At 37.8% G+C, this 25,633-nt stretch carries 26 protein-coding genes; 15 read left to right on the forward strand and 11 right to left on the reverse strand.

All coding sequences use genetic code 11. From position 1 onward, the window contains the following. The 8 genes from msbA to AW165_RS10240 form a co-directional block, all read right to left on the reverse strand. Positions 1 to 1,728, reverse strand: a complete 1,728-nt coding sequence (gene msbA, locus AW165_RS10205; protein ID WP_060465744.1) for a lipid A export permease/ATP-binding protein MsbA — start codon at positions 1,726 to 1,728, stop codon at positions 1 to 3. Continuing rightward, the gene (locus AW165_RS10210) at positions 1,725 to 2,153 is read right to left on the reverse strand and encodes an ExbD/TolR family protein (RefSeq protein ID WP_005069548.1); all 429 of its coding nucleotides are present in this window, start codon (positions 2,151 to 2,153) and stop codon (positions 1,725 to 1,727) included. Before AW165_RS10210 ends, msbA begins: the two co-directional genes overlap by 4 nt. Positions 2,154 to 2,168: 15 nt before the next feature. Further along, positions 2,169 to 2,804: a MotA/TolQ/ExbB proton channel family protein gene (locus AW165_RS10215; RefSeq protein ID WP_060465745.1), complete on the reverse strand. Its 636-nt coding sequence runs from the start codon at positions 2,802 to 2,804 to the stop codon at positions 2,169 to 2,171. Positions 2,805 to 2,854: 50 nt separating this feature from the next. Next, entirely contained in the window at positions 2,855 to 3,742 is an 888-nt protein-coding gene (locus AW165_RS10220) for a ParB/RepB/Spo0J family partition protein (protein ID WP_060465746.1), read from the reverse strand. Then, positions 3,739 to 4,521: a ParA family protein gene (locus AW165_RS10225; protein WP_002121458.1), complete on the reverse strand. Its 783-nt coding sequence runs from the start codon at positions 4,519 to 4,521 to the stop codon at positions 3,739 to 3,741. The genes AW165_RS10220 and AW165_RS10225 overlap by 4 nt, the downstream gene beginning before the upstream one ends. 21 nt (positions 4,522 to 4,542) lie before the next feature. Continuing rightward, a complete protein-coding gene (rsmG, locus tag AW165_RS10230) occupies positions 4,543 to 5,175 on the reverse strand; it encodes a 16S rRNA (guanine(527)-N(7))-methyltransferase RsmG (protein WP_002121443.1) in 633 nt (210 codons plus the stop codon). An 87-nt stretch (positions 5,176 to 5,262) separates the two neighbouring features. Next, positions 5,263 to 5,952 (reverse strand): N-acetylmuramate alpha-1-phosphate uridylyltransferase MurU, encoded by a 690-nt coding sequence (gene murU, locus AW165_RS10235; protein ID WP_060465747.1) that lies wholly within the window; start codon positions 5,950 to 5,952, stop codon positions 5,263 to 5,265. After that, positions 5,952 to 6,965, reverse strand: a complete 1,014-nt coding sequence (locus AW165_RS10240; protein WP_060465748.1) for an aminoglycoside phosphotransferase family protein — start codon at positions 6,963 to 6,965, stop codon at positions 5,952 to 5,954. The genes murU and AW165_RS10240 overlap by 1 nt, the downstream gene beginning before the upstream one ends. 120 nt (positions 6,966 to 7,085) lie before the next feature. On the opposite strand from AW165_RS10240, the gene AW165_RS10245 reads away from it, so the two are divergent. Together AW165_RS10245 and AW165_RS10250 are read left to right on the forward strand one after the other, a co-directional pair. After that, complete coding sequence (locus AW165_RS10245; protein WP_060465749.1) at positions 7,086 to 9,521, forward strand: LPS-assembly protein LptD; 2,436 nt, start codon at positions 7,086 to 7,088, stop codon at positions 9,519 to 9,521. Next, positions 9,521 to 10,831, forward strand: a complete 1,311-nt coding sequence (locus AW165_RS10250; protein ID WP_060465750.1) for a peptidylprolyl isomerase — start codon at positions 9,521 to 9,523, stop codon at positions 10,829 to 10,831. Before AW165_RS10245 ends, AW165_RS10250 begins: the two co-directional genes overlap by 1 nt. 118 nt (positions 10,832 to 10,949) lie before the next feature. Here the strand turns inward: AW165_RS10250 and fba are convergent, their stop codons facing one another. The 3 genes from fba to AW165_RS10265 all read right to left on the reverse strand — a co-directional run bounded on the left by fba (position 10,950) and on the right by AW165_RS10265 (position 13,665). Further along, positions 10,950 to 11,987: a class II fructose-bisphosphate aldolase gene (fba, locus tag AW165_RS10255; RefSeq protein ID WP_002121428.1), complete on the reverse strand. Its 1,038-nt coding sequence runs from the start codon at positions 11,985 to 11,987 to the stop codon at positions 10,950 to 10,952. Between the two features lie 121 nt (positions 11,988 to 12,108). Then, positions 12,109 to 12,354, reverse strand: coding sequence for a hypothetical protein (locus AW165_RS10260; RefSeq protein ID WP_002121463.1), 246 nt, complete (start codon positions 12,352 to 12,354; stop codon positions 12,109 to 12,111). A 123-nt stretch (positions 12,355 to 12,477) separates the two neighbouring features. Further along, entirely contained in the window at positions 12,478 to 13,665 is a 1,188-nt protein-coding gene (locus AW165_RS10265; protein WP_017386816.1) for a phosphoglycerate kinase, read from the reverse strand. Positions 13,666 to 13,803: 138 nt separating this feature from the next. Between AW165_RS10265 and AW165_RS10270 the strand changes: the two genes are divergently transcribed. From AW165_RS10270 to AW165_RS10330, 13 genes are all read left to right on the forward strand, one after another. Beyond that, a complete protein-coding gene (locus tag AW165_RS10270; protein WP_002121396.1) occupies positions 13,804 to 14,187 on the forward strand; it encodes a DUF2237 family protein in 384 nt (127 codons plus the stop codon). Further along, positions 14,187 to 14,780 (forward strand): Maf family protein, encoded by a 594-nt coding sequence (locus AW165_RS10275; RefSeq protein WP_060465751.1) that lies wholly within the window; start codon positions 14,187 to 14,189, stop codon positions 14,778 to 14,780. The genes AW165_RS10270 and AW165_RS10275 overlap by 1 nt, the downstream gene beginning before the upstream one ends. Before the next feature lie 30 nt (positions 14,781 to 14,810). Further along, positions 14,811 to 15,974, forward strand: a complete 1,164-nt coding sequence (locus AW165_RS10280; protein WP_060465752.1) for a cupin domain-containing protein — start codon at positions 14,811 to 14,813, stop codon at positions 15,972 to 15,974. 353 nt (positions 15,975 to 16,327) lie between these two features. Then, positions 16,328 to 16,891: a TetR/AcrR family transcriptional regulator gene (locus AW165_RS10285; RefSeq protein ID WP_060465753.1), complete on the forward strand. Its 564-nt coding sequence runs from the start codon at positions 16,328 to 16,330 to the stop codon at positions 16,889 to 16,891. 468 nt (positions 16,892 to 17,359) lie between these two features. Then, positions 17,360 to 17,671 carry an ArsR/SmtB family transcription factor gene (locus tag AW165_RS10290; protein WP_002121379.1) on the forward strand — a complete coding sequence of 104 codons (312 nt, stop codon included), beginning with the start codon at positions 17,360 to 17,362 and terminating at the stop codon, positions 17,669 to 17,671. Positions 17,672 to 18,080: 409 nt separating this feature from the next. After that, positions 18,081 to 19,283 (forward strand): serine/threonine transporter SstT, encoded by a 1,203-nt coding sequence (gene sstT / locus AW165_RS10295; RefSeq protein WP_014206582.1) that lies wholly within the window; start codon positions 18,081 to 18,083, stop codon positions 19,281 to 19,283. A gap of 5 nt (positions 19,284 to 19,288) precedes the next feature. Beyond that, the gene (locus AW165_RS10300) at positions 19,289 to 19,969 is read left to right on the forward strand and encodes a YoaK family protein (protein WP_060465754.1); all 681 of its coding nucleotides are present in this window, start codon (positions 19,289 to 19,291) and stop codon (positions 19,967 to 19,969) included. A gap of 3 nt (positions 19,970 to 19,972) precedes the next feature. Next, on the forward strand, positions 19,973 to 20,509 hold the full coding sequence (locus AW165_RS10305) for a DUF2058 domain-containing protein (RefSeq protein ID WP_002121466.1): 537 nt from the start codon (positions 19,973 to 19,975) through the stop codon (positions 20,507 to 20,509). A 361-nt stretch (positions 20,510 to 20,870) separates the two neighbouring features. Further along, positions 20,871 to 22,718 carry an ABC transporter ATP-binding protein gene (locus AW165_RS10310; protein WP_060465755.1) on the forward strand — a complete coding sequence of 616 codons (1,848 nt, stop codon included), beginning with the start codon at positions 20,871 to 20,873 and terminating at the stop codon, positions 22,716 to 22,718. After that, positions 22,718 to 23,158 carry a MaoC family dehydratase gene (locus AW165_RS10315; RefSeq protein ID WP_002121358.1) on the forward strand — a complete coding sequence of 147 codons (441 nt, stop codon included), beginning with the start codon at positions 22,718 to 22,720 and terminating at the stop codon, positions 23,156 to 23,158. The genes AW165_RS10310 and AW165_RS10315 overlap by 1 nt, the downstream gene beginning before the upstream one ends. Positions 23,159 to 23,266: 108 nt before the next feature. Next, a complete protein-coding gene (locus AW165_RS10320) occupies positions 23,267 to 24,292 on the forward strand; it encodes an AraC family transcriptional regulator (protein WP_002121430.1) in 1,026 nt (341 codons plus the stop codon). A 37-nt stretch (positions 24,293 to 24,329) separates the two neighbouring features. Further along, positions 24,330 to 24,704, forward strand: coding sequence for a glycine cleavage system protein GcvH (gene gcvH, locus AW165_RS10325; RefSeq protein WP_005069578.1), 375 nt, complete (start codon positions 24,330 to 24,332; stop codon positions 24,702 to 24,704). A 109-nt stretch (positions 24,705 to 24,813) separates the two neighbouring features. Continuing rightward, positions 24,814 to 25,521 carry an SIR2 family NAD-dependent protein deacylase gene (locus AW165_RS10330; RefSeq protein ID WP_081309105.1) on the forward strand — a complete coding sequence of 236 codons (708 nt, stop codon included), beginning with the start codon at positions 24,814 to 24,816 and terminating at the stop codon, positions 25,519 to 25,521. Positions 25,522 to 25,633 lie beyond the last annotated feature (112 nt).

The raw sequence follows: 25,633 nt of genomic DNA on the forward strand, positions 1-25,633 counted from the left end.
TTAGTTATCCTCGAAATTACGCTGATGTAATTGATAATAAGCACCATGTTTTGCGAGGAGTTCTTGATGAGTACCTTGTTCAACAATTTGTCCTTGATCCATCACTACAATACGGTCAGCATTCTCAATTGTTGATAAACGGTGAGCAATCACAATGGTAGTGCGGTCTTGCATTGCTTCATCAAATGCTTGCTGAATGAAATGTTCAGATTCATTATCAAGAGCGCTTGTAGCTTCATCTAAAATTAATATTGGAGCATTCTTTAAAATTGCTCGAGCAATAGCAATTCGCTGACGTTGACCACCAGATAAGTTTAGGCCCTGTGCCCCTAAAACAGTATCATAACCATTTGGTAAATTCATAATGAAGTCATGTGCATATGCAGCTTTTGCAGCAGCATGAATTTCCTCATCTGAGGCACCCTGCAATTGACCATAAGCAATGTTCTCACGAACGGTACGGTTAAATAATACAACCTGCTGATTTACCATTGCGATTTGTGTACGCAGACAAGAAAGATCGATGTCATTAATTGGCACACCATCTAAGTAAATTTGCCCACTTGATAGTTCTTGGAAACGAACTAACATATTAACCAATGAACTCTTACCAGCGCCTGAACGACCAACTAAAGCTACGGTTTGACCAGGAAGAATATCTAAAGAAAAATCTTTAATAGCCTTTACGCCATCAGCATAATTTAATGCCACATGATCAAAACGAATCGCACCATTTAATTTAGGTTTCAACTGACCGTTATTTTGCTCTTCAGGCAAATCTAATAGTTCAAAAACAGAATGAGCTGCCGCCAAACCACGTTGTAACTTTTCGTTAACATCAGTCAGATTTTTTACTGGTTTTGCTAATAAACCAGCAGCTGTAATATAAGCTACGAACTCACCAGCACTTGTATTACCTAAAATCTGCGGTCGTAAAGCTAACCATACAATAAGGGCCATCGCACAAGCCATCACTACCTGAACCACCGGGCTATTCAGGTTTTGTACAATTACCATTTTTAAACCACGTTTTAAGTTTTCTTCCGATGACTTATAAAATCGTTCTTGTTCAGACTCTTCGCCAGCAAAAGTTTTTACTACAGCATTACCATTGATACTCTCTTGGACAACGTGATTTACATCACCCATCGTATCTTGAACCTGCAACGATAGCTTTCGCATACGTTTTGAAGCTTTACGTACCAATACACCAATTACGGGTAAAAACACAAAAATACACAGAGTAAGACGCCAATTGGTATAAAACAGGTAACCCAATAATCCGAGAGTAATCATACCATCTCTAACAATGGTTCTTAATGACTCAGAAGAGGCTGCCGTTAGCTGCTCAACGTTATACATAATCTTGGCAGTAATATGGCCAGATGAATTATCTAAATAATATTGTGCTGGTAATCTTAAAAGTTTGGCATAAACTTCTTGGCGAATACTAAAAACCAAACTACGTGAAATTACCGCAGTATAGTACCCTCCCATAAAAAGGCCTAAGCCGCGGAAAAAAACCAATAAAATAATTAATAAGGGGAACCAATCCAAATCAGCTCTACTACTACTTTGGATTGCATCAATAATAAATTTAATCAGTTTAGCAACAGAAACTTCTGTTGCTGAGTTAATACCGAACCCGATAAGAACTAATAAGGCCACGCCCCAATAAGGTTTTAAATAGGCTATGAGACGTATATAAACCTTAAAATCTTGATTCACTCAGAAAAACCTCTAGAAGGAACTTTGGTACTAATATTGATGTTAACAAAACCGAGTTGTCCTGCTACATCCATAACGCGAATTACATCCTGATGAGACGCTTTGGCATCCGCAGCAATGATGAACATAAAATCACGGCGCTCTTGAGCAACTTGCTTAATCGCAGTACTCAGATCAGCAACCTCTTTAGACGAAAGTGCCTGACCATTTACAGCATAATGACCAGAAGAGTCTACCACGACTTCAATTTTGTGATCGTACTGTTTTGGTGGAACACCTTGTGCATCTGGTAACGTTAAATTGAGGCGACTTGGCTGATTAAAAGTAGTCGATAGTAATAAAAAAACCAAAATGAACAACAAACAGTCAATCATAGGCGTTAAATTGATATGGATGTCTTCAACCTGAGAACGTTTAAATTTCATCTGGCTATTCACCCATCACCCAACACGACGATGTTCTGCTATAGACGAGGAACGTTTATAGAACAATGAGGCATGAAATAAAGTCGATTGCTGCTCTAGTTCAGCAATATAGTCTTGTACTAATCTTTGGAAATAGCGATAAGCAACTAAAGCAGGAATCGCAATTAACATTCCCACAGCTGTAGTAATAAGCGCTTTAGAAATACCCGGAATCATTAAACTTGGACTACCTGCCGATCCAAAATCAATCACAAGGAATGACTCAATAATCCCGACTACTGTACCAAGCAGCCCTAATAAAGGCGCCACAGCACTCAAAGTCCCCAAGAAATTAATATTTTTCTCTAAATAAGAAATTTCTTGAGAAGCGGTTACTTCCATTTGTGCACGTGCAAATTGCTCGCCATGCTCACGATGATCAAAACCTGCTTTTAAAATGTGAGCCAATGCGCTGTTTTGCACTTCTACATTTTGTTCCAAATTTTCCACAATATCTTCAGTTCTTAACGAACTATCATCGATTAATGCTTTGGGTAGAACTTGTGAACGTCTTAACCGAACAAAACGCTCAATGCTGATCGCAACAGTTAAAATTGAGCACAGAATCAAAGGCAGCATCAACCAGCCACCCGCTCTCACAAGTTCCCACATATCTTCTTCCCCAAGAATATAAAATTAGAAATATATGAACCAAATGCAAATTAATCAGGCAAACAAATATTTAAAATGCCATCTAACTCATCTAAGGTATGGTAATGAATAACAAGCTTACCCTTACCTTTTTGATTATGATCAATTTTCACATTAGCGCCAAAACGCTCTGATAATTTTTGTGTCAATTGTTCAATATCTGGTGCTACAGGTGCTTTTTCCTTCTCCTGCTTCGGCTCACTTCTATCACGCACCAATTGCTCTGTTTGACGAACAGATAGTCCTTTTTCAATTACGATTTTAGCAACGTCTAATTGATTTTTACCCTTTAACGTCAAGATAGCTCGAGCATGCCCCATATCAAGCTGGCCTTGCTGCATGAAATCTTTAATTTCATCCGCCAAACTCAACAAACGAAGTAAATTACTTACTGTAGTACGTGCTTTCCCTACTGTGTCAGCAATTTCTTGATGGCTCAAACCGAATTCATCATGAAAACGCTGCAAGGCTATAGCCTGATCAATCGGATTTAAATCTTGACGCTGAATATTTTCAATAAGCGCCAGTGCAATAGCAACCTGATCATTTAAATCACGAACAATTGCAGGAATTTCAGTTAAACCCGCAAGTTGCGCTGCACGCCAGCGACGTTCACCCGCAATGATTTCGTATGGGTGTGCTTCATCATCAACTGGACGAATTACAATAGGTTGCATCACTCCATGTTTTTCAATAGAAGATGCCAGCTCTTGTAAATCATGCTCATGAATAAAGCGACGTGGTTGATATTCACCACGTTTCAATAAATTTACATCAATTTGTTTCAACTGTCCGTGGTCAAGTGCCTGTGCTTCCAGCTGTAATTTTTCTTTTTGAATTGAACCAAGTAATGCATCTAAACCACGTCCTTTAGCCAATCCGCGTTTTTTGATGCTCATACTTTACTTCCTTTCTTTACTTTACTTTTCTTCAACATCTCAGCTGCAAGATTTAAGTATGCAACTGCACCTTTAGAACTTTTCTCAAAATAGATAACAGGCAAACCATGCGCTGGTGCTTCTGCTAGGCGAACATTACGTGGAACGACAGTATCATAAAGTTTTTTACCGAAATACTGTTCTAACTCAGCAGATACATCACGTGTTAAAGCATTTCGTGCATCGTACATTGTACGTAATACACCAATAATCTCTAAATCAGGATTTAATGCCTTTTGAATACGATCAATAGTCTGGGTTAAATCAGCTAAACCTTCAAGCGCATAATATTCGCATTGCATTGGAATGATTACACTATCTACAGCTGCCAAAGCATTGACGGTAATCAAACTCAAGCTTGGCGCACAATCCACAATGATAAAATCAAATGAGTTTCGGATTTCATTCAAAGCATTTTTTAGAATGAATTCACGGCCCTCTTGTTCTGCAATAGCAAGCTCAACACCGGAAAGTTCACGATTAGACCCTAAAACTTTATATCCGACTTCTGCTTTTTGAATGGCCGTTTCAATTGGTACTTCACCAAGTAGAACATCCGTAATGGAATACAAAAGATCGTTCTTTTGAATACCAGACCCCATCGTAGCATTACCTTGTGAATCCATATCTACAAGTAATACACGTTTCTTTAATACAGCTAGAGACGCTGCAAGATTTACTGCAGTCGTTGTTTTACCAACACCACCCTTTTGGTTTGCAATCGCAATAATTTGAGCCATGGTAACCCTAATACTTTTTATTTAAATACGTTGAAGTAAAAGTAAATGACGTTGTTCATCAAGTCTTGGTACGCGCAGCTCAATCACTTTACATGAAAAGTCCTGCTTAAGTTGCTCAATTTCCTCAACTGGCACAACTCCTTTCATTGCTGCAATTATACTGCTTTGATGCAAGTATGGCTGAGCTGCATCCACAAAATCCGTTAAAGAAGCAAAAGCGCGACTTGTAATCACATCAAATTGACCAAGCTCATCAATTGTATCTTGATTTTCAACACGTGTTTGCACGGCTACTACGTTTTTTAACTTAAGGTCAGCAATAAACTGTTTCAAAAAACGAATTTTCTTACCATTTGAATCAAGTAATACACATGAGCGTTCCGGCTGACATAAAGCAATGATCATGCCCGGCATACCGCCACCTGTACCTACATCAAGCAAACGGCCTGTTGGCAAATCTTTCAAAATACTTAGGCTATCTAACAAATGCTTCACTAACATTTCTTTCGGATCACGAATCGCTGTTAGATTATAAGCTTTGTTCCAAAGTACCAAAGCATCTTGATACTTCAACAATAATGTCAAAGCTTCATCGCTAAGCGATAAACCTAATTTTTGACTACCCTGTTGTAACTCTTGAAAAAACGGATGCATAAACAGATAACATCTAAGTAAAATTTAAAACAAAGTATACCCATTTATGCATCGTGGAACACTAGTTAACGATTAGGGATTACACACTTAATCGTAGAAGCCTTCACGAATTTGCAAATCTAGCTCCATTAAACGCTCAGGCGTTCCCACATCTACCCATGCACCTTTAAGCTTTTCACCAGATATTTTCTGATTATGCATCGCTTGCTTCAATAGTGGAGCTAAAGGACGCTTACCCGCTTCCAATCCGTCAAAAAGTTTAGGATGAATAACAGATAGACCACTAAAAGTAAGGTTTTCGCCCGTCACATCTTGATCGAATGTAAAAGCGCGCCCATCCAATAATGTAAAGTCGCCTTCAGGATGCTGTTTAGGGTTATCAACTAATACAAGATGAGCTAAATCATCATTTAACTTAATATGGCGTAGAACTTCAAAATCCATTGTGGTCCATACATCTCCATTCACCAGAATGAAAGGCTCTGTTCCAAGCAGTGGCAAAGCATTAATAATTCCGCCAGCTGTTTCCAGACCTTCTTCCTCTCGTGTCCAACGGATATCAACACCAAATTGAGAACCATCGCCTAAGCTACTGATGAGTTTATCTGCCAACCATGCAGAATTGATGACTATTTCAGTCACACCAATTTTCTTAAGTTTTTCAATATGCCACACAATTAGGGGCTTACCGCCTACCTCGAGTAAAGGCTTTGGTGTATATAGCGTAAGTGGACGCATACGATTGCCCAAGCCAGCAGCAAGAATCATTGCTTTCATTATGCTGCTACCTCATAGCTACCATATTTCTCGATAAATTTAGGCATCACGATGTTATTCATAAATACCATAAACTCTTCAAGCTCAGCGTAACCACGGCTTTCTTCAAGCAAATACCACATGACACGTGGTAAATCCTTCAAATAACCTGACTTACCATCGCGTTCAAACAAGCGAACAAAAATACCTAGAATTTTAATATGGCGTTGAATCGCCATTAAATCTGCATCACGTTTAAATTGATCAAAGCTACGGTTCTGTTTAGTCGACGCTGGTAACAGGTCATAAAACACTTTAAACCATTGATAAACACGATCAGCGTTCCATTGAACATATGCATCACGAGTAATCGAAATTAGGTCATATGTATCAGCGCCAATAACAGCATCTTGGAAGTCGATTACCCCTAATTCTTGCTCACCGGTAATTTTCATCAAATTTCGACTATGAAAATCTCGATGTACAATAACTTGCGGTTGGGCTAATGCAGCATGAGCCAAGAAGTCAAATGCATTATCAATCGTTTTTTTCTGTTCAGCAGTCGGCTGAATAGAAAGCGACGGTAACATCCAGTCTGTGAGTAGATGCATTTCCGACATTAATTTTTCGTAAGAATAAGCTGGGAACTGATTAGTCCCGTCAATAGACTGCAATTGAATAAGTTGTTTAAAACTTTGTTCGTAGTATCTATCAACAGTTTCATTAGTTAATAATGTCGACAAAAGCACATCACCAAAGTCTTCTAACAAGAGAAAACCTTGAGCCAGATCTCTCGCGACGATCTGAGGTACACGTACGCCATGGCTCGCAAAAAACTCGTCAATGGTCACAAACGGAACACAGTCTTCTTTTTCTGGAGGGGCATCCATGAGCATATACGTTTTATTTTGTAACGCGATACGCGCATAACGGCGGAAGCTTGCATCACCTGCTAAAAAAGCGATCTTAAATTGATCATTTTCAAGAACAGATGTAAGCCATGTATATATCAATTGTTCACGTTGTGTATTCATTTGCAATAAAATCTAAAACAAGCTGAGATTTTTGAAGGGTTAAGTGTAGCCACTTATAAACTTTTTCTCTATGATGCGACAATAATTAATTGTGAATTAGCATACTTGGTTAATGAGACAATGAAGCATCAGTTTAAATTTAATCCTTTAGCGACAGCTATTTTTACGCTCTTATGTGGCTCCATACAATCAAGTTATGCTGAGTCAACTGATGTTGTCTCCAATATAGACAATAATCAACTTAAAGCGAGCATCAAGGAAGCTTACCCAGGTCAAGAATTCTTTCAGCAATATTATGTTGATAAATCTGCACCTGAAGCTCAGCTTCGTGACAATAAATATTTAAGCTCGGCATTTTGCCAAGGCACATGGGTTACACCGATTAACCCTGAGACCAAAGCTTTAGATGCCGACAAAGCGACTTCTGTCGTTACTGCTAACTACGGACATTACAACCCAGCGGGTGATTCTGTTTTAGAAGGTGATGTCGTTATTGATCAAGAAGGACGCACAGTTCGTGCTGACAAAGTAACGATTGATAAGACCCAAACCTTTGCGCATGCACAAGGTCGAGTACAGTTAGCTCAAGGCGGGTTACTTTCACAGAGTGATGAAATTAATTACAACCTAAAAACCCAAACCGGGAATTTAGACAATAGTTTTTATATTTCTGAACAGCAACATGCCCATGGTCATGCAGGAAAAATCGAAAGAACCTCACCAAACGTTATGGTTCTTAATGATGCAACCTATACGACTTGCCCACCAGGCCAAAAACCCGGTTGGAAAATCCAAGCCAATAAAATTGAGTTAAATCAGGAAACTGGACGCGGCGTAACTCGTGGAACAAAATTATATGTTAAGGACGTTCCTGTTCTAGCTGTTCCCTATTTTAACTTCCCGATTGACGACCGCCGTACTACAGGTATTCTCAACCCACAATTTGGTTTCTCAAATGATGGTGGTGTTGAGCTTTCTGTTCCGGTTTATTTAAATCTTGCACCTAACTATGATCTGACACTTACTCCGCGATATTTAGCAGACCGCGGTGCAATGCTAAAAGGTGAGTTTAGATATTTAACCGATGGCTTTGGTGCTGGGGAAATGTGGGGTGGCATCTTGCCATCTGACAAAGGTTATGATGACAAAGATCGTAAAGATTTCCATTTTTTACATAATTGGGATATCAACGACCAGTGGTCTACTAACCTCGAATATAACTATGCATCAGATAAAGATTATTTCTCTGACCTAGATAGCAGTCCTAACTCTAAAACAGATCTTAACTTACGTAGAGCTTGGGAACTTAATTATCAACATGGTATTCCGGGTTTAAAAGCACAGCTTAAGGTCGAAGATTTCCAGACACTTGATCCTGAAGTTGCAGATGCAGATAAACCATACGCGCGTTTACCACAATTCTTATTAAATTACGTCACTGGCAATCCACTAGGACTACAATACGAATTTAATAACGACACTGCTTACTTTAAGAAATCAATTAATGATGATTCTGCTCAAGAAAGTAGTGGTACACGTATTTATAACCAGTTCGCAACGCGTTATAACTACCGTACACCAGCAGCTTTTGTGATTCCTGAAGTCTCTGTACGTTCTATTCAAACGTTTTATGATAAAGATACTCAGTTAAATAACCCTGGCGGTTCTGAAAATAAATCAGTCGTTGTACCTCAATTCACGTTAGACACTGGGCTAAACTTTGAACGTGATGGTAAGTATCTACAAACACTTACACCACGTGCTTTCTATGCATATGCGCCATACAAAAATCAAGATGGTTATCCTAACTTTGACTCAACCACTGCGTCAGTAAGTTATGATCAATTATTTAACCCTTACCGTTTTTATGGTCATGACCGCCTAGAAGACAATAACTTTTTATCATTAGGTGTAAGTTATAGCCTTTTTGACACAGTAGGTTTAGAGCGTTTACGTGCAAGCGTAGGCCAAAGTTACTATTTCGAAGACCGTCGTGTCACCTTACAACGACAACAAGATGAAATTGATACTGAACGCAACACAGGTCCTGTGGTGAGTCTATCAAGCCAGCTTAACCAAAACTTTACCATTGCTGCCAACTCAGCTTGGATGTCGAATGGTGACAATGCTCAACGTGACTTCCAACTTTACTATACTGGTGATAAAGGAAATCTATATAACTTAGGCTATTTCTATCGTAAAGATATTCCTGGTCGTCAAGATACTTATGACCAAGTTGTTGCATCGTTTATACAACCAATTAAAGACAATTGGCGTATTATGGGCCACGTACAATATGACATGGACAGTGATGTTGCCCGTGAACTCTTGCTAGGAGTTAACTATGAGTCATGTTGCTGGGGTATTTCCGTCTATGGCCGTTCATACTATAACGATCTAGATGATCCGAAAACTTCAGATGTTAGTGAAAAGCGCGCGATCATGGCCGAAATTACACTAAAAGGTTTAGGTGGTTTAAACAATAAACTCGCGTCTTTACTTGAAAATCGCGTTTTAGGTTTTAACAAAATTAATCAATCTTGGACACAACGTTAATGAAGACAAAGCATCTTAAACAGTTTTTTAAAGCAACTACACTTGCTGCCCTAATCTCTTCATCAATGCATAGTTTTGCCCAACCCGCTGATGAAGTTGTGGCAATTGTGGACAATAGCGTAATTTTAAAAAGCGATCTTCAACAAGGTATGGCTGAAGCAGCTCATGAACTGCAAGCTCAAAAGAAAGAAGTGCCACCTCAGCAATACTTACAGTTTCAAGTATTAGATCAACTCATCTTGCGTGAGGCACAACTTGAACAAGTTAAAAAATATGGCATCAAACCTGATGAAAAAAGCTTAAATGAAGCAGTCTTAAAAGTAGCAAGTCAATCTGGAAGTAAAAGTTTAGAAGCTTTCCAGCAGAAGTTGGATGCTATGGCACCAGGAACTTATGAAAGTTTACGTGGCCGAATCGCTGAGGATTTAGCGATTAGCCGTTTGCGCCAACAACAAGTGATGTCTCGTATTAAAATTAGTGATCAAGATGTAGAAAACTTCTTAAAATCACCTCAGGGACAAGCTGCGCTAGGTAATCAAGCACATGTAATTCATATGCGCATTTCAGGTGACAATGCACAAGAAGTTCAATCTGCAGCTCAAGAAGTACGCTCAAAGCTTGCGCAAAGTAATGATATAAATGCTTTGAAAAAACTTTCAACTGCAAATGTAAAAGTTGAAGGTGCTGACATGGGTTTCCGCCCACTGTCTGATATTCCTGCTGAACTTGCGGCTCGTATTACTCCATTACAAGATGGTCAAACAACTGACTTAGTTTCAGTACGTGATGGTGTACATGTTTTAAAGCTTCTTGAACGTAAGCAAAATGAGCAAAAAGCTTTAGTACCTCAATTTCAAACCCGCCACATTCTCATTCAGCCATCTGAAGTTGTCTCTCTTGAAAATGCCAAGCAAATTATTGATAACATCTATAAACGCTTAAAAGCTGGTCAAGATTTTGCAACACTTGCAGCGACTTATTCTAACGACACAGGTTCAGCACGTGATGGTGGAAGTTTGGGTTGGGTAACACCTGGAATGATGGTTCCTGAATTTGATAAAAAAATGCAGGAAATTCCAGTAGGTGAAATTAGCGAACCTTTCCAAACTCAATTCGGCTGGCATATCTTACAAGTAACAGATAAACGTGAAAAAGATATGACGCACGAATATCAAGAGCGTATGGCACGTCAAATTTTAGGTGAACGCCAATTTAACACTGAGATTGATAGCTGGTTACGTGAAGTACGTGCAAACGCATATGTAGAAATCAAAGATCCAAGTCTAGATAAAAAGAACTTACAAAAGTAAGTCTTTTTATCTTCATCAAAACCTGTGTTTATCACAGGTTTTTTTATGAATGAAATGTATGTAATAAAAAACCGGTTATATAAATAACCGGTTTCTATAAATTAAACCCTGACGGGAATTATTTATAGCGATCAACCATTTTCTCTAAAGAAATCGGACGAATCTTGTCAGCATTTCCAGCTGTACCAAACGCTTCATAACGATCAATACAAATTTGCTTCATTGAATCTACAGTTTTAGCAAAGTATTTACGTGGATCGAATTCAGCTGGGTTTTCAGCCATAAACTGACGAATTGCACCAGTAGATGCTAAACGTAAGTCTGTATCGATATTGATCTTACGCACACCATGTTTAATTGCTTCTACAAGCTGCTCAACAGGTACACCATAAGTCTCTTTAATATCACCACCAAACTCATTGATTACTTTCAACCACTCTTGCGGCACAGAACTTGAACCATGCATAACAAGATGAGTATTTGGTAATGCCGCATGAATTTCTTTAATGCGGTCAATTGCCAAGATATCACCTGTAGGTGGACGAGTGAACTTGTAAGCACCATGTGAAGTACCTACAGCAATCGCCAATGCATCTACATTAGTATCGGCAACAAACTGAGTCGCTTCTTCAACAGAAGTAAGAAGTTGTGAGTGATCAAGGACACCTTCAGCACCAACACCGTCTTCTTCACCAGCCATACCAGTTTCAAGGCTACCTAAACAGCCAATCTCACCTTCGACAGAAACACCACATGCATGTGCTAAAGCAACAACATTACGAGTTACATCAACGTTGTATTCGTAAGAAGTAGGTGTTTTACCATCTGTACCTAATGAACCGTCCATCATTACGGAACTAAAGCCAAGCTGAATTGAACGCTGACAGATATCAGGGCTTGTTCCATGGTCTTGATGCATTACCACTGGAATATGCGGCCATTCTTCAATTGCAGCCAAAATAAGATGGCGTAAGAATGGAGCGCCTGCATATTTGCGAGCTCCAGCTGATGCTTGAACAATTACAGGTGAATTGGTTGCATCCGCGGCAAGCATAATTGCACGCATTTGTTCTAAGTTATTTACGTTAAATGCTGGTACGCCGTAGTTATGTTCAGCAGCGTGATCCAAGAGCTGGCGCATTGAAATGAGTGCCATAATATCCTCCCAGGTAGTGCGGCTTATTCTACCCTGTCATTTATTTCAATTCAGCAACAAATCACAGTATTTCAAAAAAAATCCCCGCATTTGCAGGGATTTTTTAACAAAAAACAACAAATTAATGTGTTTCTGAAGCAGCAGCCTCACTTGGCGCACTACCTTCAACCACATCTGTATTCTTTTCATCTAGAACTGGCTTATCAATCGCATCAATTGCTGCTTGTTGCTCAGGCGTTACTTTTTCAGAAACAGCAGTAGATGCAGCTGATTCTTGGCCCGCTTGAGATGCTTCATCTTTCTTAGCACAAGCAGTCAACATCATTGGTACAATTAACATAGCAGCAAATGTAAGCTTTAAATTCATCACTATTTTCCACAGTTGGTGATTTAATACTCGACATTTTATTGCAGATATATGACAGTTTAATGACTTATCAATGAAAAAGGGATTGGTTACCCAATCCCTTCTTATTTCTATATAACAGTATTAAGCACGTTCAAGCAAAGCAGCAACTGCTGGCAATGTTTTTCCTTCAACAAATTCAAGGAATGCACCACCACCTGTAGAAATATAACCAATTTGATCAGCGACGTTATATTTATCAATCGCAGCTAATGTATCTCCACCACCTGCGATCGAGAATCCTTCAGATTGAGCAACCGCAAGAGAAAGCGCTTTGGTACCTTCACCAAATTGATCTACTTCAAATACGCCAACTGGACCATTCCAAAGAATTGTTTTTGATGTTGTTAAAATATCAGCAAATGCTTTAGCTGTTTCTGGACCAACGTCTAAAATCATATCATTTGCAGTCACATCTTCTACTTTCTTCACAACAGCTTGAGCTGCTGCTAAAGAACCTAAGAAATCTTCAAAATTAATTTGCGATGCATCAGCAACTACAACATCCGTAGGAAGTGGAACACTTACTTTAGCAGCAATCTGTTTAGCAGTTTCAACCAAGTCAGCTTCATACAATGATTTACCAACGTTAAAACCAGCAGCTGCTAAGAATGTATTTGCAATACCCCCACCAACGATCAGTTGATCACAGATACTAGAAAGTGAGTTTAAAACATCGAGTTTAGTTGAAACTTTAGAACCAGCAACAATTGCAACCATTGGTTTTTCAGGAGTTTGCATTGCACGGCCTAGAGCATCCAGCTCAGCAGCCAACAAAGGACCAGCAGCAGCAACTGGAGCGAAACGAGCTACACCTTCAGTAGATGCTTCTGCACGATGAGCAGTACCAAATGCATCCATAACAAATACGTCACATAATGCAGCATATTTTTGAGCGAGCTCTGGATTATTTTTCTTTTCGCCATGGTTAAAGCGTACATTTTCAAGCAATACAACTTGACCAGCTTCAACTTCAACGCCTTCTAGATAATCTGTTAATAATTTAACTTCTTGGCCCAATACTTCTGTTAAATAAGCAGCGACTGGTGCAAGTGATTGTTCTGGCTTTGGTTCACCTTCAACAGGACGACCTAGATGTGAACATACCATCACTGCTGCGCCTTTATCTAAAGCAGCTTTAATAGTTGGTAATGCTGCACGTAAGCGAGCATCGCTAGTAATCACACCATTTTTGACAGGAACGTTTAAATCTTCACGAATAAGGACACGTTTGCCTGTTAAGTTAAGGTCAGTCATACGCTGAAAATTCATGTAAAGCTCTCTTTATGATTTTAAAAACGTGCCAATTTTAAATGATTACATCAAAAAAGGTTAGTTTTTTTGCATAAAAGCTGTAGAAAGCCCCAGTTTTGATTATGATAGAGGTAGTTATTTGATATTTCACCCATTATGTCTATTCATCCAGATCCACAAATCAATCGCTTAAATGTTTTAGGGGAACCTTTAGCAAGTTGTTGCTTTGACCCTATTACAGGCTATTTTAGAAATGGTTTCTGCCACACTGCAGTAACAGACCTTGGTCAGCATACCGTATGTGCACAAATGACCTCGGATTTCTTAAATTTTTCTCAGAAAATTGGTAATGATCTTATTACTCCTTTACCAGAAGTAGGCTTCCCTGGCTTAAAACCGGGTGATTTCTGGTGTATCTGCGTAACTCGCTGGGTAGAGGCTTATCAAGCTGGTGAAGCGCCTCCTATTAAAATACATGCATGTCATCAAGCTGTATTAAGCTATGTACCTTTAGATGTATTAATGGAATTTGCAGTGTAATGGTTCAGCCACAAATTATTTTGGCTTCGAGTAGTCAAACTCGCAAAGACTTAATGGACCGTCTTGGAATTAATTATATTTGTATTAGTCCCGATATTGATGAAAGTCCTCGCGATGAAACCCATGCTGATGAACTTGCAAAAAGGCTCGCTTTCACAAAATCTCAGGTGATTGCTGAACAGAACCCATCAGCCATCGTTATTGGTTCAGATCAAGTTGCCTGGCGAGAACATGCCTCGCATGACTTTATTGGCAAACCGATGACTATTGAAAATGCTAAAGCACAACTAGCAGATAATTCTGGCCGAACTGTTTTCTTTAGTACAGCTCTTAGCGTGCAATGGCTCGATAGAAACTTTGAACAAACGCTCGTTGAACATTATCAAGTTAAATTTCGAAACCTGAATCAAGCTGAAATTGAACGTTACGTTTTATTAGATCAGCCACTACATTGCGCTGGCAGCTTTAAGTGTGAAAGTTTAGGAATTAGCTTGTTTGAAAAAATGATAGGCCAAGACCAGACCACACTTATGGGTCTTCCTATGATTCAACTTTGCCATATTTTAAGGCAACTTGATCTACAAATTCCTTAATTCTAGATATTTTATAAATAGGTTATTTCCATGACAGAACCTTTAACAGTTTTAGGCGGCATTACTGCCGAGCAATTTTTAGCAGAGTATTGGCAGAAAAAACCTTTACTGGTGCGTAACGGATTGCCAGAGATTATAGGTCTTTTACAACCTCAGGATGTGCAAGAACTTGCCTTGGAAGAACACGCAAGTGCCAGACTGATTCGCCAAAAAGATAAAAATCCAAATGAATGGCACGTAAAGTCTTCACCTTTAACCAAAGGTGATTTTCAAAAGCTACCAAAATTATGGTCAATTTTAGTACAGGCAGTAGATCACTACTCTTTTGATCTTTCTGAACTTTGGAAAAAATTTCCTTTTATTCCTCAATGGCGCCGCGACGATATTATGGTGTCTTATGCACCTAAGGGTGGTTCAGTTGGGAAACATTTCGATTTTTATGATGTGTTTTTAGTTCAGGGTCATGGTCATCGTCGCTGGCAGCTAGGTCAAATGTGCGATGCAAATACTACATTTGTACCCAATCAACCATTAAAACTTTTGCCAGAAATAGATGTGCAATTTGATGAAGTTTTAGCACCAGGTGATTTACTCTATATTCCACCTGGAATGGCACATTATGGGGTTGCCGAAGATGACTGCTTAACTTTCTCATTTGGCTTTCGCATGCCAAACATTGCAGGAATGATGGAACGCATTAGCGATCAATTTTCAGCTAATATTTTACTTCAAAATCCTGTTGTAGATATCGCACGCAAACAAATGAGTCAAATTGGTGAAATTAGCTCAACTGAACTAAGTTATCTAAAAGAATTAGTTTTAGCTCAGTTGCAAGACTCTACAGCACTTGATGCAGCAATCATGTCATACATGAGTGAACCTAAATATCCAGATAATATTCCAGAACCTGATGAGATCGAAGCCGATGATCTTCAAGAGATCTTACATGAAGGTTATGAAGTTCTATTAGAACCTGCCTCTCGCCTACTTTATACAGAAAATAACGGAATTCTGAGCTTCTGGGGAAATGGCGAAGCGCTATGTATAGCTGAAACTTTCGCACCAAAATTAAAAGCTATTGCTGATGGAGAAAGCTTAGCTTTCGATAGCGAATTTAATGAGCTTGAAATCCTTGAGAATGTTGCTTACTTACTCAATGAATCTATTTTGATGCTTTTACCTCCTTCAGAGTAAGAAACTTTAATAAGAATGGACTTTTCAAAGCAACGGAAAGTCCACTTTTAAATTGGCCGACAAACTCAAAAATAGATTTGTTTTTTGTTTATTAATTTTCCTTTTTAAATTTTAAAGCGACTTATCGCAAAAATATTGAAGTTAAAAGATTTTGAAAAAGGAAGTATAATTATTTAAATATATAGCCTAGAACCCTTTACCTTTCCCTTAAAAGTAAAACTTCAGCGTTTAAAAAAATAATATCTTTTTTCTATCAATAACAAACAATACCTTGTAAAATTAAATTATCTAGATTCTCATTGATAAAGATCACCGTTCAAGCTAATAGCAATTCATTTGTGAGAGGCTAAAATATGTCGAAAAAAGATGACATTATTAACACCGCATTAAGACTTTTTAACTCGTATAGCTATAATTCTATAGGTGTAGATCGCATCATTAATGAATCTGGCGTTGCAAAAATGACTTTCTATAAGCATTTTCCATCAAAAGAAAAATTAATTGAAGAGTGTCTACTTCTTCGAAATACGCTTCTTCAAAACTCTCTTACTTCTGCCTTATCAAAACATGATGAGTTAGACCCTCTTGCGAGAATTAAAGCAGTAATTTTATGGTATTCCGACTGGTTTAATAGTGAAGATTTTAATGGCTGCATGTTTCAAAAAGCCTTGGAAGAGGTTTTAAAACAATATCCTTCAACCCATCAACCTGCCACTTTGTATAAAGCTTGGTTGACCCAACTCATGCAAAATCTTCTTAACCAGTATGATGTAAAAGAGCCAGTTCCCCTATCTTTACTACTCGTTAATATTTTGGAAGGTATGACCATACAGGCTCAAGTCGAACATGGTTCAATAAAAATTAATGATTACTGGACTCGAGTAGAAAAATTAATCGATTTCGAAAGAGCAGCATAAAAATAAAGCGTGATATTCTTCTTCTTATATTTAATGATTCTTCTTATGTATCACGCTGCGTCTGAAAGTCATTTTGGTTCACAATTAGACGTTTTTTTCGACCTTACTGAACCAAAATATACAGACCTGTCTGTACAAAACAGATTATATATTTAAAAAATAAAAACTCAATCCTTTTTTATGATTTGTCTTAAGATAAATTAGATTTAACTATTTATTGAAAGCAAATTGAAATCGTTTTAGGTTGACTTCGTTTCACTTATACTTAACAATTACACTTATAACACAAAGCAACATTTTAGACACAAAAGAAATACAAATAGTTGTTTTTAATTAGAAAGACTACTTATTTATCAATTCCTCTTATATTGCTTTTCAACAAAAACAATTGGATTGATTAGTTTTGCTACATTCATTTTCATAAGATCAATCTATACTATGCCCGCTATATTGATATAGGTATAAAGTATGAAAGATGGACTCCAAATCGAAGAAATGAAAAATGCGGCTGATTCAGTCGTTGGAATTCTTAAATCTTTGGCTAATACAGATCGTTTATTAATTTTATGTCACTTAGCTTATGAGGAGTTAAATGTTTCTCAAATTGAAGAGAAGACCCAAATTACCCAGCCCACTCTTTCACAACAACTTATGATGCTACGCAAAAGTGATGTTGTATCAACCCGTCGTGATGGCAAGCAAATTTTTTATTCAATTAAGGATGACAATATGCATTCAATTTTAAATACGCTTCATCAGCTGTACTGTGCAAGTAAATAATATTTTTTAAATTATAAATTTATAATAATAGTAGTAACTTCCTGAAATATGCGATTTTTCAGCTTGAAAGCTTAGAGTCCAATCCAAGCACAAAGTTTTGAAAATTCGCGTAGCTTTTCTAAAAAAGCTCAACCATATTTAACTTTTTGCCCCTATATTGTCTTTAGCCTATTCCATGCTTTCACAGCTTTTTGATATACCTAGTTTTTTAATGAGCAATTAACAAGCAAAACCACCAACTATAAAATTTAAAATATTAAATTAAGACCAATAAAAACAATCATTTAATATTACCATCAAGTATAAATACTTATAGGTGCTATAAAAAAGCTTAAGATTCACATCACTTAAGTATAAAATACTCCGCTTGTTCAACCTTTAGCCATGATTAGGTTAATAAGGCCTTTATATGCTTGCATTCTTTTCTCGATTAAGCTTAGTCACTAAGATTATTATCGCCATTATTCTAGGGATAGGCGTTGCATTACTATTTCCGAACGTTACGCCTTACTTAAGTTTATTTGGTGAGCTTTTCATTAAAGCCTTAAAGTCGGTTGCCCCTATTTTAGTTTTTGTATTGGTGCTTTCTTCTATTGCCAACTTCCAAGTGGGTCATAGCGCCAATTTACGCCCTATTATGATTCTATATGTGGCAGGCATGTTGCTTGCAGCTTTCACAGCTGTGATTGTCAGTCTTTCTTTTCCAAGCACATTATTCCTCAATACAGTTTCACATAATGACTTACAAGCGCCTGGTAGTCTCGCAGATATATTAAAAAACTTGCTCTTAAGCTTTATTGCGAACCCTGTTCAAGCAATTAGTGAAGCTAACTTTATTGGTATTTTAGCTTGGGCAATTGGCCTAGGTTTAGCTATGCGTCATAGCTCAGACACCACAAAACAAGTGATGCAGGATGTTTCACATGCTGTAAGTGCTATTATTCATAAAGTAATTGCTTTTGCACCAGTCGGTATTTTCGGATTAGTTGCAGTGACTTTTGCCGATGCCGGCCTTGCAACACTTGAAAGCTATGCACAATTATTAGTGGTATTGTTAGGTACCATGTTCTTTGTTGCTTTAGTTATCAACCCTATTCTTGTTGCCCTTACTATACGTGGAAATCCATACCCTCTCGTATTTAAGTGTCTAAAAGAAAGTGGTATTACAGCTTTCTTTACTCGAAGCTCAGCAGCCAACATTCCAGTTAACTTAGATTTGGCAGAGCGTTTAGGTGTTAACCCATCTACAGCTAGTGTGTCTATTCCTTTAGGTGCAACAGTAAATATGGCAGGTGCGGCAGTAACCATTACTGTGCTTACATTAGCGACTGTCCATACGCTTGGCATTCATGTTGACTTTGCGACAATGGTTATTTTATCAGTTGTTGCTACAATTTCAGCTTGTGGTGCTTCGGGTGTTGCAGGTGGTTCTTTACTACTCATTCCAGTCGCTTGTAGTCTATTTGGTATTTCAACAGAAATTGCTATGCAAGTTGTAGCGGTTGGTATGATTATCAGTGTATTGCAAGACTCTACAGAAACAGCCCTTAACTCATCTACAGATGTATTATTTACCGCAGCTGTAGATATTCGCTCTAAGCAAGCGTCTTAAGCAAAATGCCATTTCAACGCCTACCAAACTGGTTCCAACTTGGAGCCTTTTTGCTGGCATTTAATGCCGGAATGATTAATGTCTTAGGATTAATTACTCTTTTGCATCAATCTATTTCACATATGACTGGCAACGTTAGTATGCTGGCTATGAGTTTGGTAGAGTGGCAACCAGAACATATCATTTTTTTACTTCTGGTGATTATTTGTTATGTTTGCGGTTCATTTTATAGTGGTTTTATTTTAGGTAGCAGTCATTTTCGACTAGGTCGTCGTTATGGCTTACCTTTGAGCCTTGTTGCCTTATTCATTTTCCTTTGCTGGCTATTGCTTCCTTATTTTCCACGCTATGGATTATTATGGGCTTGTACGGCAATGGGGTTACAAAATGCGATGGTAAGCCACTACAAAGGAACGATTATTCGCACTACTCATCTATCTGGTGTGCTGACTGATATTGGTTTAGCACTTGGATATAAAGCCAGGGGCTTAATTGTAGAAAATCGACGTATTGTTTTACATTTACTTATTCTTGTTGGCTTCCTGTTGGGTGGAATTGTTGCCGCTTCAGTACATCCATATTTGAAACTACAATCATTTTTATTGCCAGCAATTTTAAGCTTAGCCTTAAGTATTTCTTACTGGATAGTTTATCTCTATAGTACTTCAACTTCACACAAGGACTAAGACATGGTTAAAAATGCCTTACAAGCACAGCTATTAAAAGCTGGTTTAGTTGATAATAAAAAAGCAAAAAAATTAACAAAGCAAGCTCATCACGAACAACGTCTTGGGCTAAGTAATGAAGCTGAAATCAAAGCAAATATTGAAAAAGCTCAACAAGAAAAGTTAGCTAAAGATCAGGCTTTAAATTTAGAAAAACAGAAACAGCTTGAAGAAAAAGCACTTAAAGCATCAATCATTCAGATGATTAAGCAGCACAAAATTACTGATTTTGCTGGGGATGTGGCTTATCAATTTATTGATGAAAATAAAATCAAAAAAGTGTATCTATCTCAGCAAGTTTATAACGCACTTGTTGCAGGTAGCCTAGTTATTGCTAAAGATCAAGATCAATACGCCTATCTTCCAAAAGCTTTAGGTGAAAAAATTGATCAAAAAATGCAAGGCTTCATTTTGATTAATAATGCTGAGAAAAACGAACAAGCCACTGATGAGGAAGATCCATATGCAGCATATGTTATTCCAGATGACTTAATGTGGTAATACGATACTTAGGCCTTTATGACCCAAATCTAAAGGCCTTTTCTAATATGTGTAGCTGTAATAATTTAACAGATGTTCAAAATACTAATAAAAAATACTTAAAGAATAAATTCCTTCACCCTTTATCTATTAATCTCGATATAATGAATAATACTTTTAGTCCTCGCGACGTTCTTGAAGATTTCTTCGAGTCTCCTTTTTTGCGTCATATATTAATTTAAGACGTACAACATTATCAGTTCATGTGTATTTGCATATATTCACAAGATCGAAACCCTAAGTGATATTGATCTAACTGACTTTTTGCAAATTAAATTGCAAAGATTTAATTAAGTGGCTTTTGTGTCAAAGGTAGTAATTCATGCTGAAGTGGTTTGAAAAACTTGTAGATCCCTACCCAACTAAAGGTTTAGATGAACCTTTACCGACTCGTTTTTTCCCATTTGTGTGGCAAGCTACGGAAGGCCTACGCCCTTATTTATTCTTACTCATTCTTTTTACAGCAGGTGCTGCAAGCTTTGAAGCCTTACTTTTTTCAAAGATTGGACAACTCGTAGACTGGTTAAGTAAAAGTCATCCGGAAAGCTTTTTAAGTCAGCATGCTACTGATTTACTCATTTTGATTGCGGTCTTATTTACCAACATCTTTTTTGTAAATATTCAATCTATTATCAAACATCAGATTTTATATAGCACCTTCCCAATGCGTTTGCGCTGGCGTTTCCATAACCTTTTATTGAAACAAAGCTTGGACTTTTTCCATAATGACTTTGCTGGACGACTTTCTGCTAAGGTTATGCAAACAGCGTTAGCAATCCGTGAGTTCTGGATTATTTTGGGTGACATGTTGGCATACGTCAGCATCTACTTCATTACAGTCAGCATTGTTCTTGGCGCAATTTCACCAATTTTACTTATTCCACTTTTAATCTGGTTAAGCCTATTTTTATTAAGCGCATGGTTCTTTATCCCCCGCTTAAGTAAAGTTTCTCAGCAACAAGCCGATGCTAGAGCGATCATGACGGGCCGTGTAACAGATGCATACACCAACATCCAAACGGTAAAACTATTTGCCCATGCTGGTCGTGAAAGCCAATACGCAAAAGCATCTATGAAAGAGTTTATGACTACAGTCTATGCTCAAATGCGTTTAGGTACCCTATTTGAAGTCAGCATTAATATGTTGTCTGCTGTTTTGTTTGTAGGTGTTATTGGTACCTCTGTTTGGCTATGGACCCAAGGTTTAGCAGCATTAGGTGTAATCGCAGCAACTACTGCAATGATTTTAAAACTTAATAGTATGGCTGAATTTATGATGTGGCATATGTCAGCCTTATTTGAAAATGTTGGAACCATTCAAGATGGTATGCAAACATTAGGTAAAAAAATCAATATTCAAGACAAACCAGATGCAAAACCACTTGCAGTGACCAAAGGTGAGATTGTATTTAAAGATGTAAGCTTTGCTTATAACAATAAAAATGTGATTGATCACTTCAACTTGCATATTAGAGCAGGCGAAAAAATAGGAATTGTGGGTCGTTCTGGCGCAGGAAAATCGACGCTGATCCAGTTGCTTTTACATTTTTACCATCTTAAGCAAGGTGCTATTTTAATTGATGGCCAAAACATCGAAGATGTAACTCAAGATAGTCTAAGAGCTAATATTGCTTTAGTTACTCAAGATACGTCTTTATTACATCGCTCAGTTGCAGAAAATATTAAATATGGTCGCCCAGATGCCTCCGATGCAGACATGGAGAATGCTGTAAATAAAGCCAAAGCTGCTGAATTTATTCCGCAATTAATTGATTTAAAAGGACGTAGTGGTTATAACGCTCAAGTAGGTGAACGTGGTGTTAAGCTTTCTGGTGGTCAAAGACAGCGTATTGCCATTGCACGTGTATTCTTAAAAGATGCTCCTATTCTTATTTTAGATGAAGCAACTAGTGCATTAGACTCGGAAGTTGAAGCAGCAATCCAGTCAAGTTTAAATGACCTGATGGTTGATAAAACCGTTATTGCAATTGCACACCGTTTATCTACTATTGCACAAATGGACCGTTTAATCGTTCTTGATGAAGGTCGAATTGCTGAGCAAGGAACTCATGAAGAGTTAATTGCGCAAAATGGTATATACGCACAGTTATGGAAACGTCAAACAGGTGGTTTCCTAATTGAACAAAAAGTATTACAGGGTCAAGATTAATGCTTTATTTAGAAGATTTGAAAATTGGTGATCGTTTCATTAGCCGTGAATATGAAATTACCTTAGATGAAATCAAAAAATTCGCAAGCTCCTATGACCCTCAACCCTTCCATATAGATGAAGAACAAGCTAAGCACGATCCAATTTTTCAAGGAATTGCTGCTAGCGGTTGGCATACTTCTGCAATTACTATGCGGTTATGGACAGAATGTATGCCGATTCATGGCGGCCTGATTGGTTCAGAGTCTAGCTTACGGTGGCCACGCCCTACTCGACCAGGTGATAAAATTCATGTTGAAGCAGAAATTTCAGCGATCACACCATCCAAAACAAAATTAGATCGTGGTATTGTAAGTTACGTTACGCAAGCCTTAAATCAAAATGGTGACGTATTACTTATTTCAACAACAAAAATTGTTGTCTTTAAAAAGAATGTTTAAAACATGGTTGATATGATTGTCTAACAGTTTTTATAAACTCAGATTATATTTCATGACAAGATGTGTAAGAAATGCATGTGACAAATTGATGAGAGCAATGGAACGCATATGAAAATTACCTCAGCTCGTCAAGATCAAGGTATTCCGGGAGTCTATGGCTTATTGCTATTAGATGTTGTTTCGCGTTGGGGATATAACGATGAAACATTATTTGCTCCATTTCATCTTACTAGTGAGCAACTGGCCGATCCTGATTATCGTATTTCTACACCTGTAGCAAACGAACTAGTTAAACACGCGCTTAATTTAACTGGTGAAACCACGTTGGGTTACCATCTTGGTACTCAAATGCGTATTTCGATTCATGGCTTCATTGGCTATGCAATTATGACAGCCAAAGATATTACAGAAGCAATTGCCCTTGCAGCACGCTTTATTCAACTACGTCTACCTTTTTTACAACTCTATTTTTCAACGTTTGGGCCAAAAGCTACCCTACAATTACAGTGCGACATCGAACTTGAACCTCTACGGACAGAAATCGTTTTAGGTTTGACCATTGGTATCATGAGTATGGCTAAAGCGATTACGGGTATCGAAGATTTAGCTGGTGATGTAGATTTGGACTTTCCTGAACCAGAAGGCTTTGAAAAGTATAGAAATAAACTAAGCAGCACAATTCGCTTCAACCAGCCACATCTGATTTCAAGTTTTGATAAAAAATACTTAGGAATTAAATTAGTTAATGCTGATCCTATCGCAAGTCAGGTTGCTATTAATCAGTGCGAAGCCGAACTTTCCGCTTTAGGTGAACGCCGTCGCTTAGCAATGCGAGTTCGTGATATTTTAAGTAATTCTGAACAACATTATTTAAGCATTGAAAATGTAGCTGAATGTCTACACATGTCAGACCGCACACTAAAGCGCCAATTAGCGGCTGAAGGAACTTCATTTTCTACATTAGTTGATGAAGTACGCTATCGACACGCAACATCTCTGCTTTCACGTACAGATTACAGTCTTGAACAAATTGCAGATGAACTTGGTTATTCGGACGTTGCAAATTTTAGCCGTGCTTTTAAACGCTGGAGTGGCCGTAGCCCAAGCAACTGGCGTAAAGACCCATACTTATAATGTTTAAAACTATTGGACACAAGCTTAAGGAGTTACCATGAATCATCCTTCTGAACTGAAGTATGCACGTACACATGAGTGGGTAAAGATTGAGGGTGATCTTGTTATTACAGGGATTACCGATCATGCACAAGATGAACTTGGCGATTTGGTTTACGTTGAAACTCCGGAAGTTGGGAGTAAAGTTACTGCTGGCGAACAAGCTGGTGTGGTTGAATCAGTAAAAACTGCTTCTGACATCCATGCTCCTGTTTCAGGTACAGTAGTAGAGGTGAATACTGATCTTGAAGATGATCCAGACTTTGTAAATGACGATCCATATGGAAAAGGTTGGATTTATAAAATCAAACCAGACAACATTGCAGATGTTGAAAAACTTTTAACAAATGCAGAATATGAAGCTGGCTTATAAAAGATAGCTCTAGCTTTTCATATTTAATAAAAACCAGTTTAGTCTTAAACTGGTTTTTTCTTTATCTATTATCTATTCAAAATCTATTCAAATTCAGTTTTACGAATCGGTGACTTCTATGACAAAGCTTGTTGTATTCTCTGGCGCTGGCATGAGTGCTGAAAGTGGAATTAGCACTTTTCGTGACAGTAATGGTCTATGGGAAAATTACGACATCCAACAAGTTGCCACACCTGAGGCATGGCAAAAGAACCCTGCTCTAGTTCAACGCTTTTATAATGAGCGACGTAAAAATATTTTAGAGGCTGAACCTAACGAAGCTCATCAATATATTGCCAAACTACAAGACTACTTTGACGTACAAGTGATTACTCAAAATATTGATGATTTACATGAACGGGCTGGAAGCTCTAACGTTTTACATTTGCATGGAAATATTCGTTTAGCGAAAAGCTCTGGCCCAAATGCACAATTTACAACAAAGTTTTACGATATTAATGGTTGGAAGCTAGATTTAGAACAAGACTTTTGCCCAGATGGCTATCCGCTGCGTCCACATGTAGTCTGGTTCGGTGAAGCTGTACCTGCCTATGAAGAAGCAATTCAATTAGTACAGAGTGCAGATATTTTTATTGTGATCGGCTCGACATTAAGCGTATATCCAGTTGCAGCTTTAGTTCATGAAATTTCAAATCAATGTAAAGCCTACTATATAGACCCAAATGCGGATCATCTGCGTGTTCCTCACCAATATGAATTATTAAAAATGTCAGCGACTCAAGGAATGCATAGACTTTTTGAAAATTTAATCGGCTAATTGCTATTTTTAGACACTAAATAAGCCTAACGTGAATAAAAAAAATTATTAATTGAACAAAAAATTGTCGATTTTTTTAATTTTATTCTAAATTTCTATAAATTTTTTTTGA

The organism is Acinetobacter sp. LMB-5 (genome assembly GCF_001541635.1).
Classification (GTDB): domain Bacteria; phylum Pseudomonadota; class Gammaproteobacteria; order Pseudomonadales; family Moraxellaceae; genus Acinetobacter; species Acinetobacter pittii.

Excerpts from the sequence above, each read along its gene's own strand:
- AW165_RS10270 (WP_002121396.1), top strand. The coding sequence starts at position 13,804 with ATGTCTATTCATCCAGATCCACAAATCAATCGCTTAAATGTTTTAGGG.
- AW165_RS10280 (WP_060465752.1), top strand. The coding sequence starts at position 14,811 with ATGACAGAACCTTTAACAGTTTTAGGCGGCATTACTGCCGAGCAATTT.
- AW165_RS10220 (WP_060465746.1), bottom strand. The coding sequence starts at position 3,742 with ATGAGCATCAAAAAACGCGGATTGGCTAAAGGACGTGGTTTAGATGCA.
- murU (WP_060465747.1), bottom strand. The coding sequence starts at position 5,952 with ATGAAAGCAATGATTCTTGCTGCTGGCTTGGGCAATCGTATGCGTCCA.
- AW165_RS10265 (WP_017386816.1), bottom strand. The coding sequence starts at position 13,665 with ATGAATTTTCAGCGTATGACTGACCTTAACTTAACAGGCAAACGTGTC.
- rsmG (WP_002121443.1), bottom strand. The coding sequence starts at position 5,175 with ATGCATCCGTTTTTTCAAGAGTTACAACAGGGTAGTCAAAAATTAGGT.
- AW165_RS10300 (WP_060465754.1), top strand. The coding sequence starts at position 19,289 with ATGCCATTTCAACGCCTACCAAACTGGTTCCAACTTGGAGCCTTTTTG.
- AW165_RS10240 (WP_060465748.1), bottom strand. The coding sequence starts at position 6,965 with ATGAATACACAACGTGAACAATTGATATATACATGGCTTACATCTGTT.
- sstT (WP_014206582.1), top strand. The coding sequence starts at position 18,081 with ATGCTTGCATTCTTTTCTCGATTAAGCTTAGTCACTAAGATTATTATC.
- AW165_RS10225 (WP_002121458.1), bottom strand. The coding sequence starts at position 4,521 with ATGGCTCAAATTATTGCGATTGCAAACCAAAAGGGTGGTGTTGGTAAA.
- AW165_RS10210 (WP_005069548.1), bottom strand. The coding sequence starts at position 2,153 with ATGAAATTTAAACGTTCTCAGGTTGAAGACATCCATATCAATTTAACG.
- gcvH (WP_005069578.1), top strand. The coding sequence starts at position 24,330 with ATGAATCATCCTTCTGAACTGAAGTATGCACGTACACATGAGTGGGTA.
- AW165_RS10215 (WP_060465745.1), bottom strand. The coding sequence starts at position 2,804 with ATGTGGGAACTTGTGAGAGCGGGTGGCTGGTTGATGCTGCCTTTGATT.
- AW165_RS10320 (WP_002121430.1), top strand. The coding sequence starts at position 23,267 with ATGAAAATTACCTCAGCTCGTCAAGATCAAGGTATTCCGGGAGTCTAT.
- AW165_RS10260 (WP_002121463.1), bottom strand. The coding sequence starts at position 12,354 with ATGAATTTAAAGCTTACATTTGCTGCTATGTTAATTGTACCAATGATG.
- AW165_RS10305 (WP_002121466.1), top strand. The coding sequence starts at position 19,973 with ATGGTTAAAAATGCCTTACAAGCACAGCTATTAAAAGCTGGTTTAGTT.
- AW165_RS10315 (WP_002121358.1), top strand. The coding sequence starts at position 22,718 with ATGCTTTATTTAGAAGATTTGAAAATTGGTGATCGTTTCATTAGCCGT.
- fba (WP_002121428.1), bottom strand. The coding sequence starts at position 11,987 with ATGGCACTCATTTCAATGCGCCAGCTCTTGGATCACGCTGCTGAACAT.
- AW165_RS10250 (WP_060465750.1), top strand. The coding sequence starts at position 9,521 with ATGAAGACAAAGCATCTTAAACAGTTTTTTAAAGCAACTACACTTGCT.
- AW165_RS10275 (WP_060465751.1), top strand. The coding sequence starts at position 14,187 with ATGGTTCAGCCACAAATTATTTTGGCTTCGAGTAGTCAAACTCGCAAA.
- AW165_RS10290 (WP_002121379.1), top strand. The coding sequence starts at position 17,360 with ATGAAAGATGGACTCCAAATCGAAGAAATGAAAAATGCGGCTGATTCA.
- AW165_RS10245 (WP_060465749.1), top strand. The coding sequence starts at position 7,086 with ATGAAGCATCAGTTTAAATTTAATCCTTTAGCGACAGCTATTTTTACG.
- AW165_RS10310 (WP_060465755.1), top strand. The coding sequence starts at position 20,871 with ATGCTGAAGTGGTTTGAAAAACTTGTAGATCCCTACCCAACTAAAGGT.
- AW165_RS10285 (WP_060465753.1), top strand. The coding sequence starts at position 16,328 with ATGTCGAAAAAAGATGACATTATTAACACCGCATTAAGACTTTTTAAC.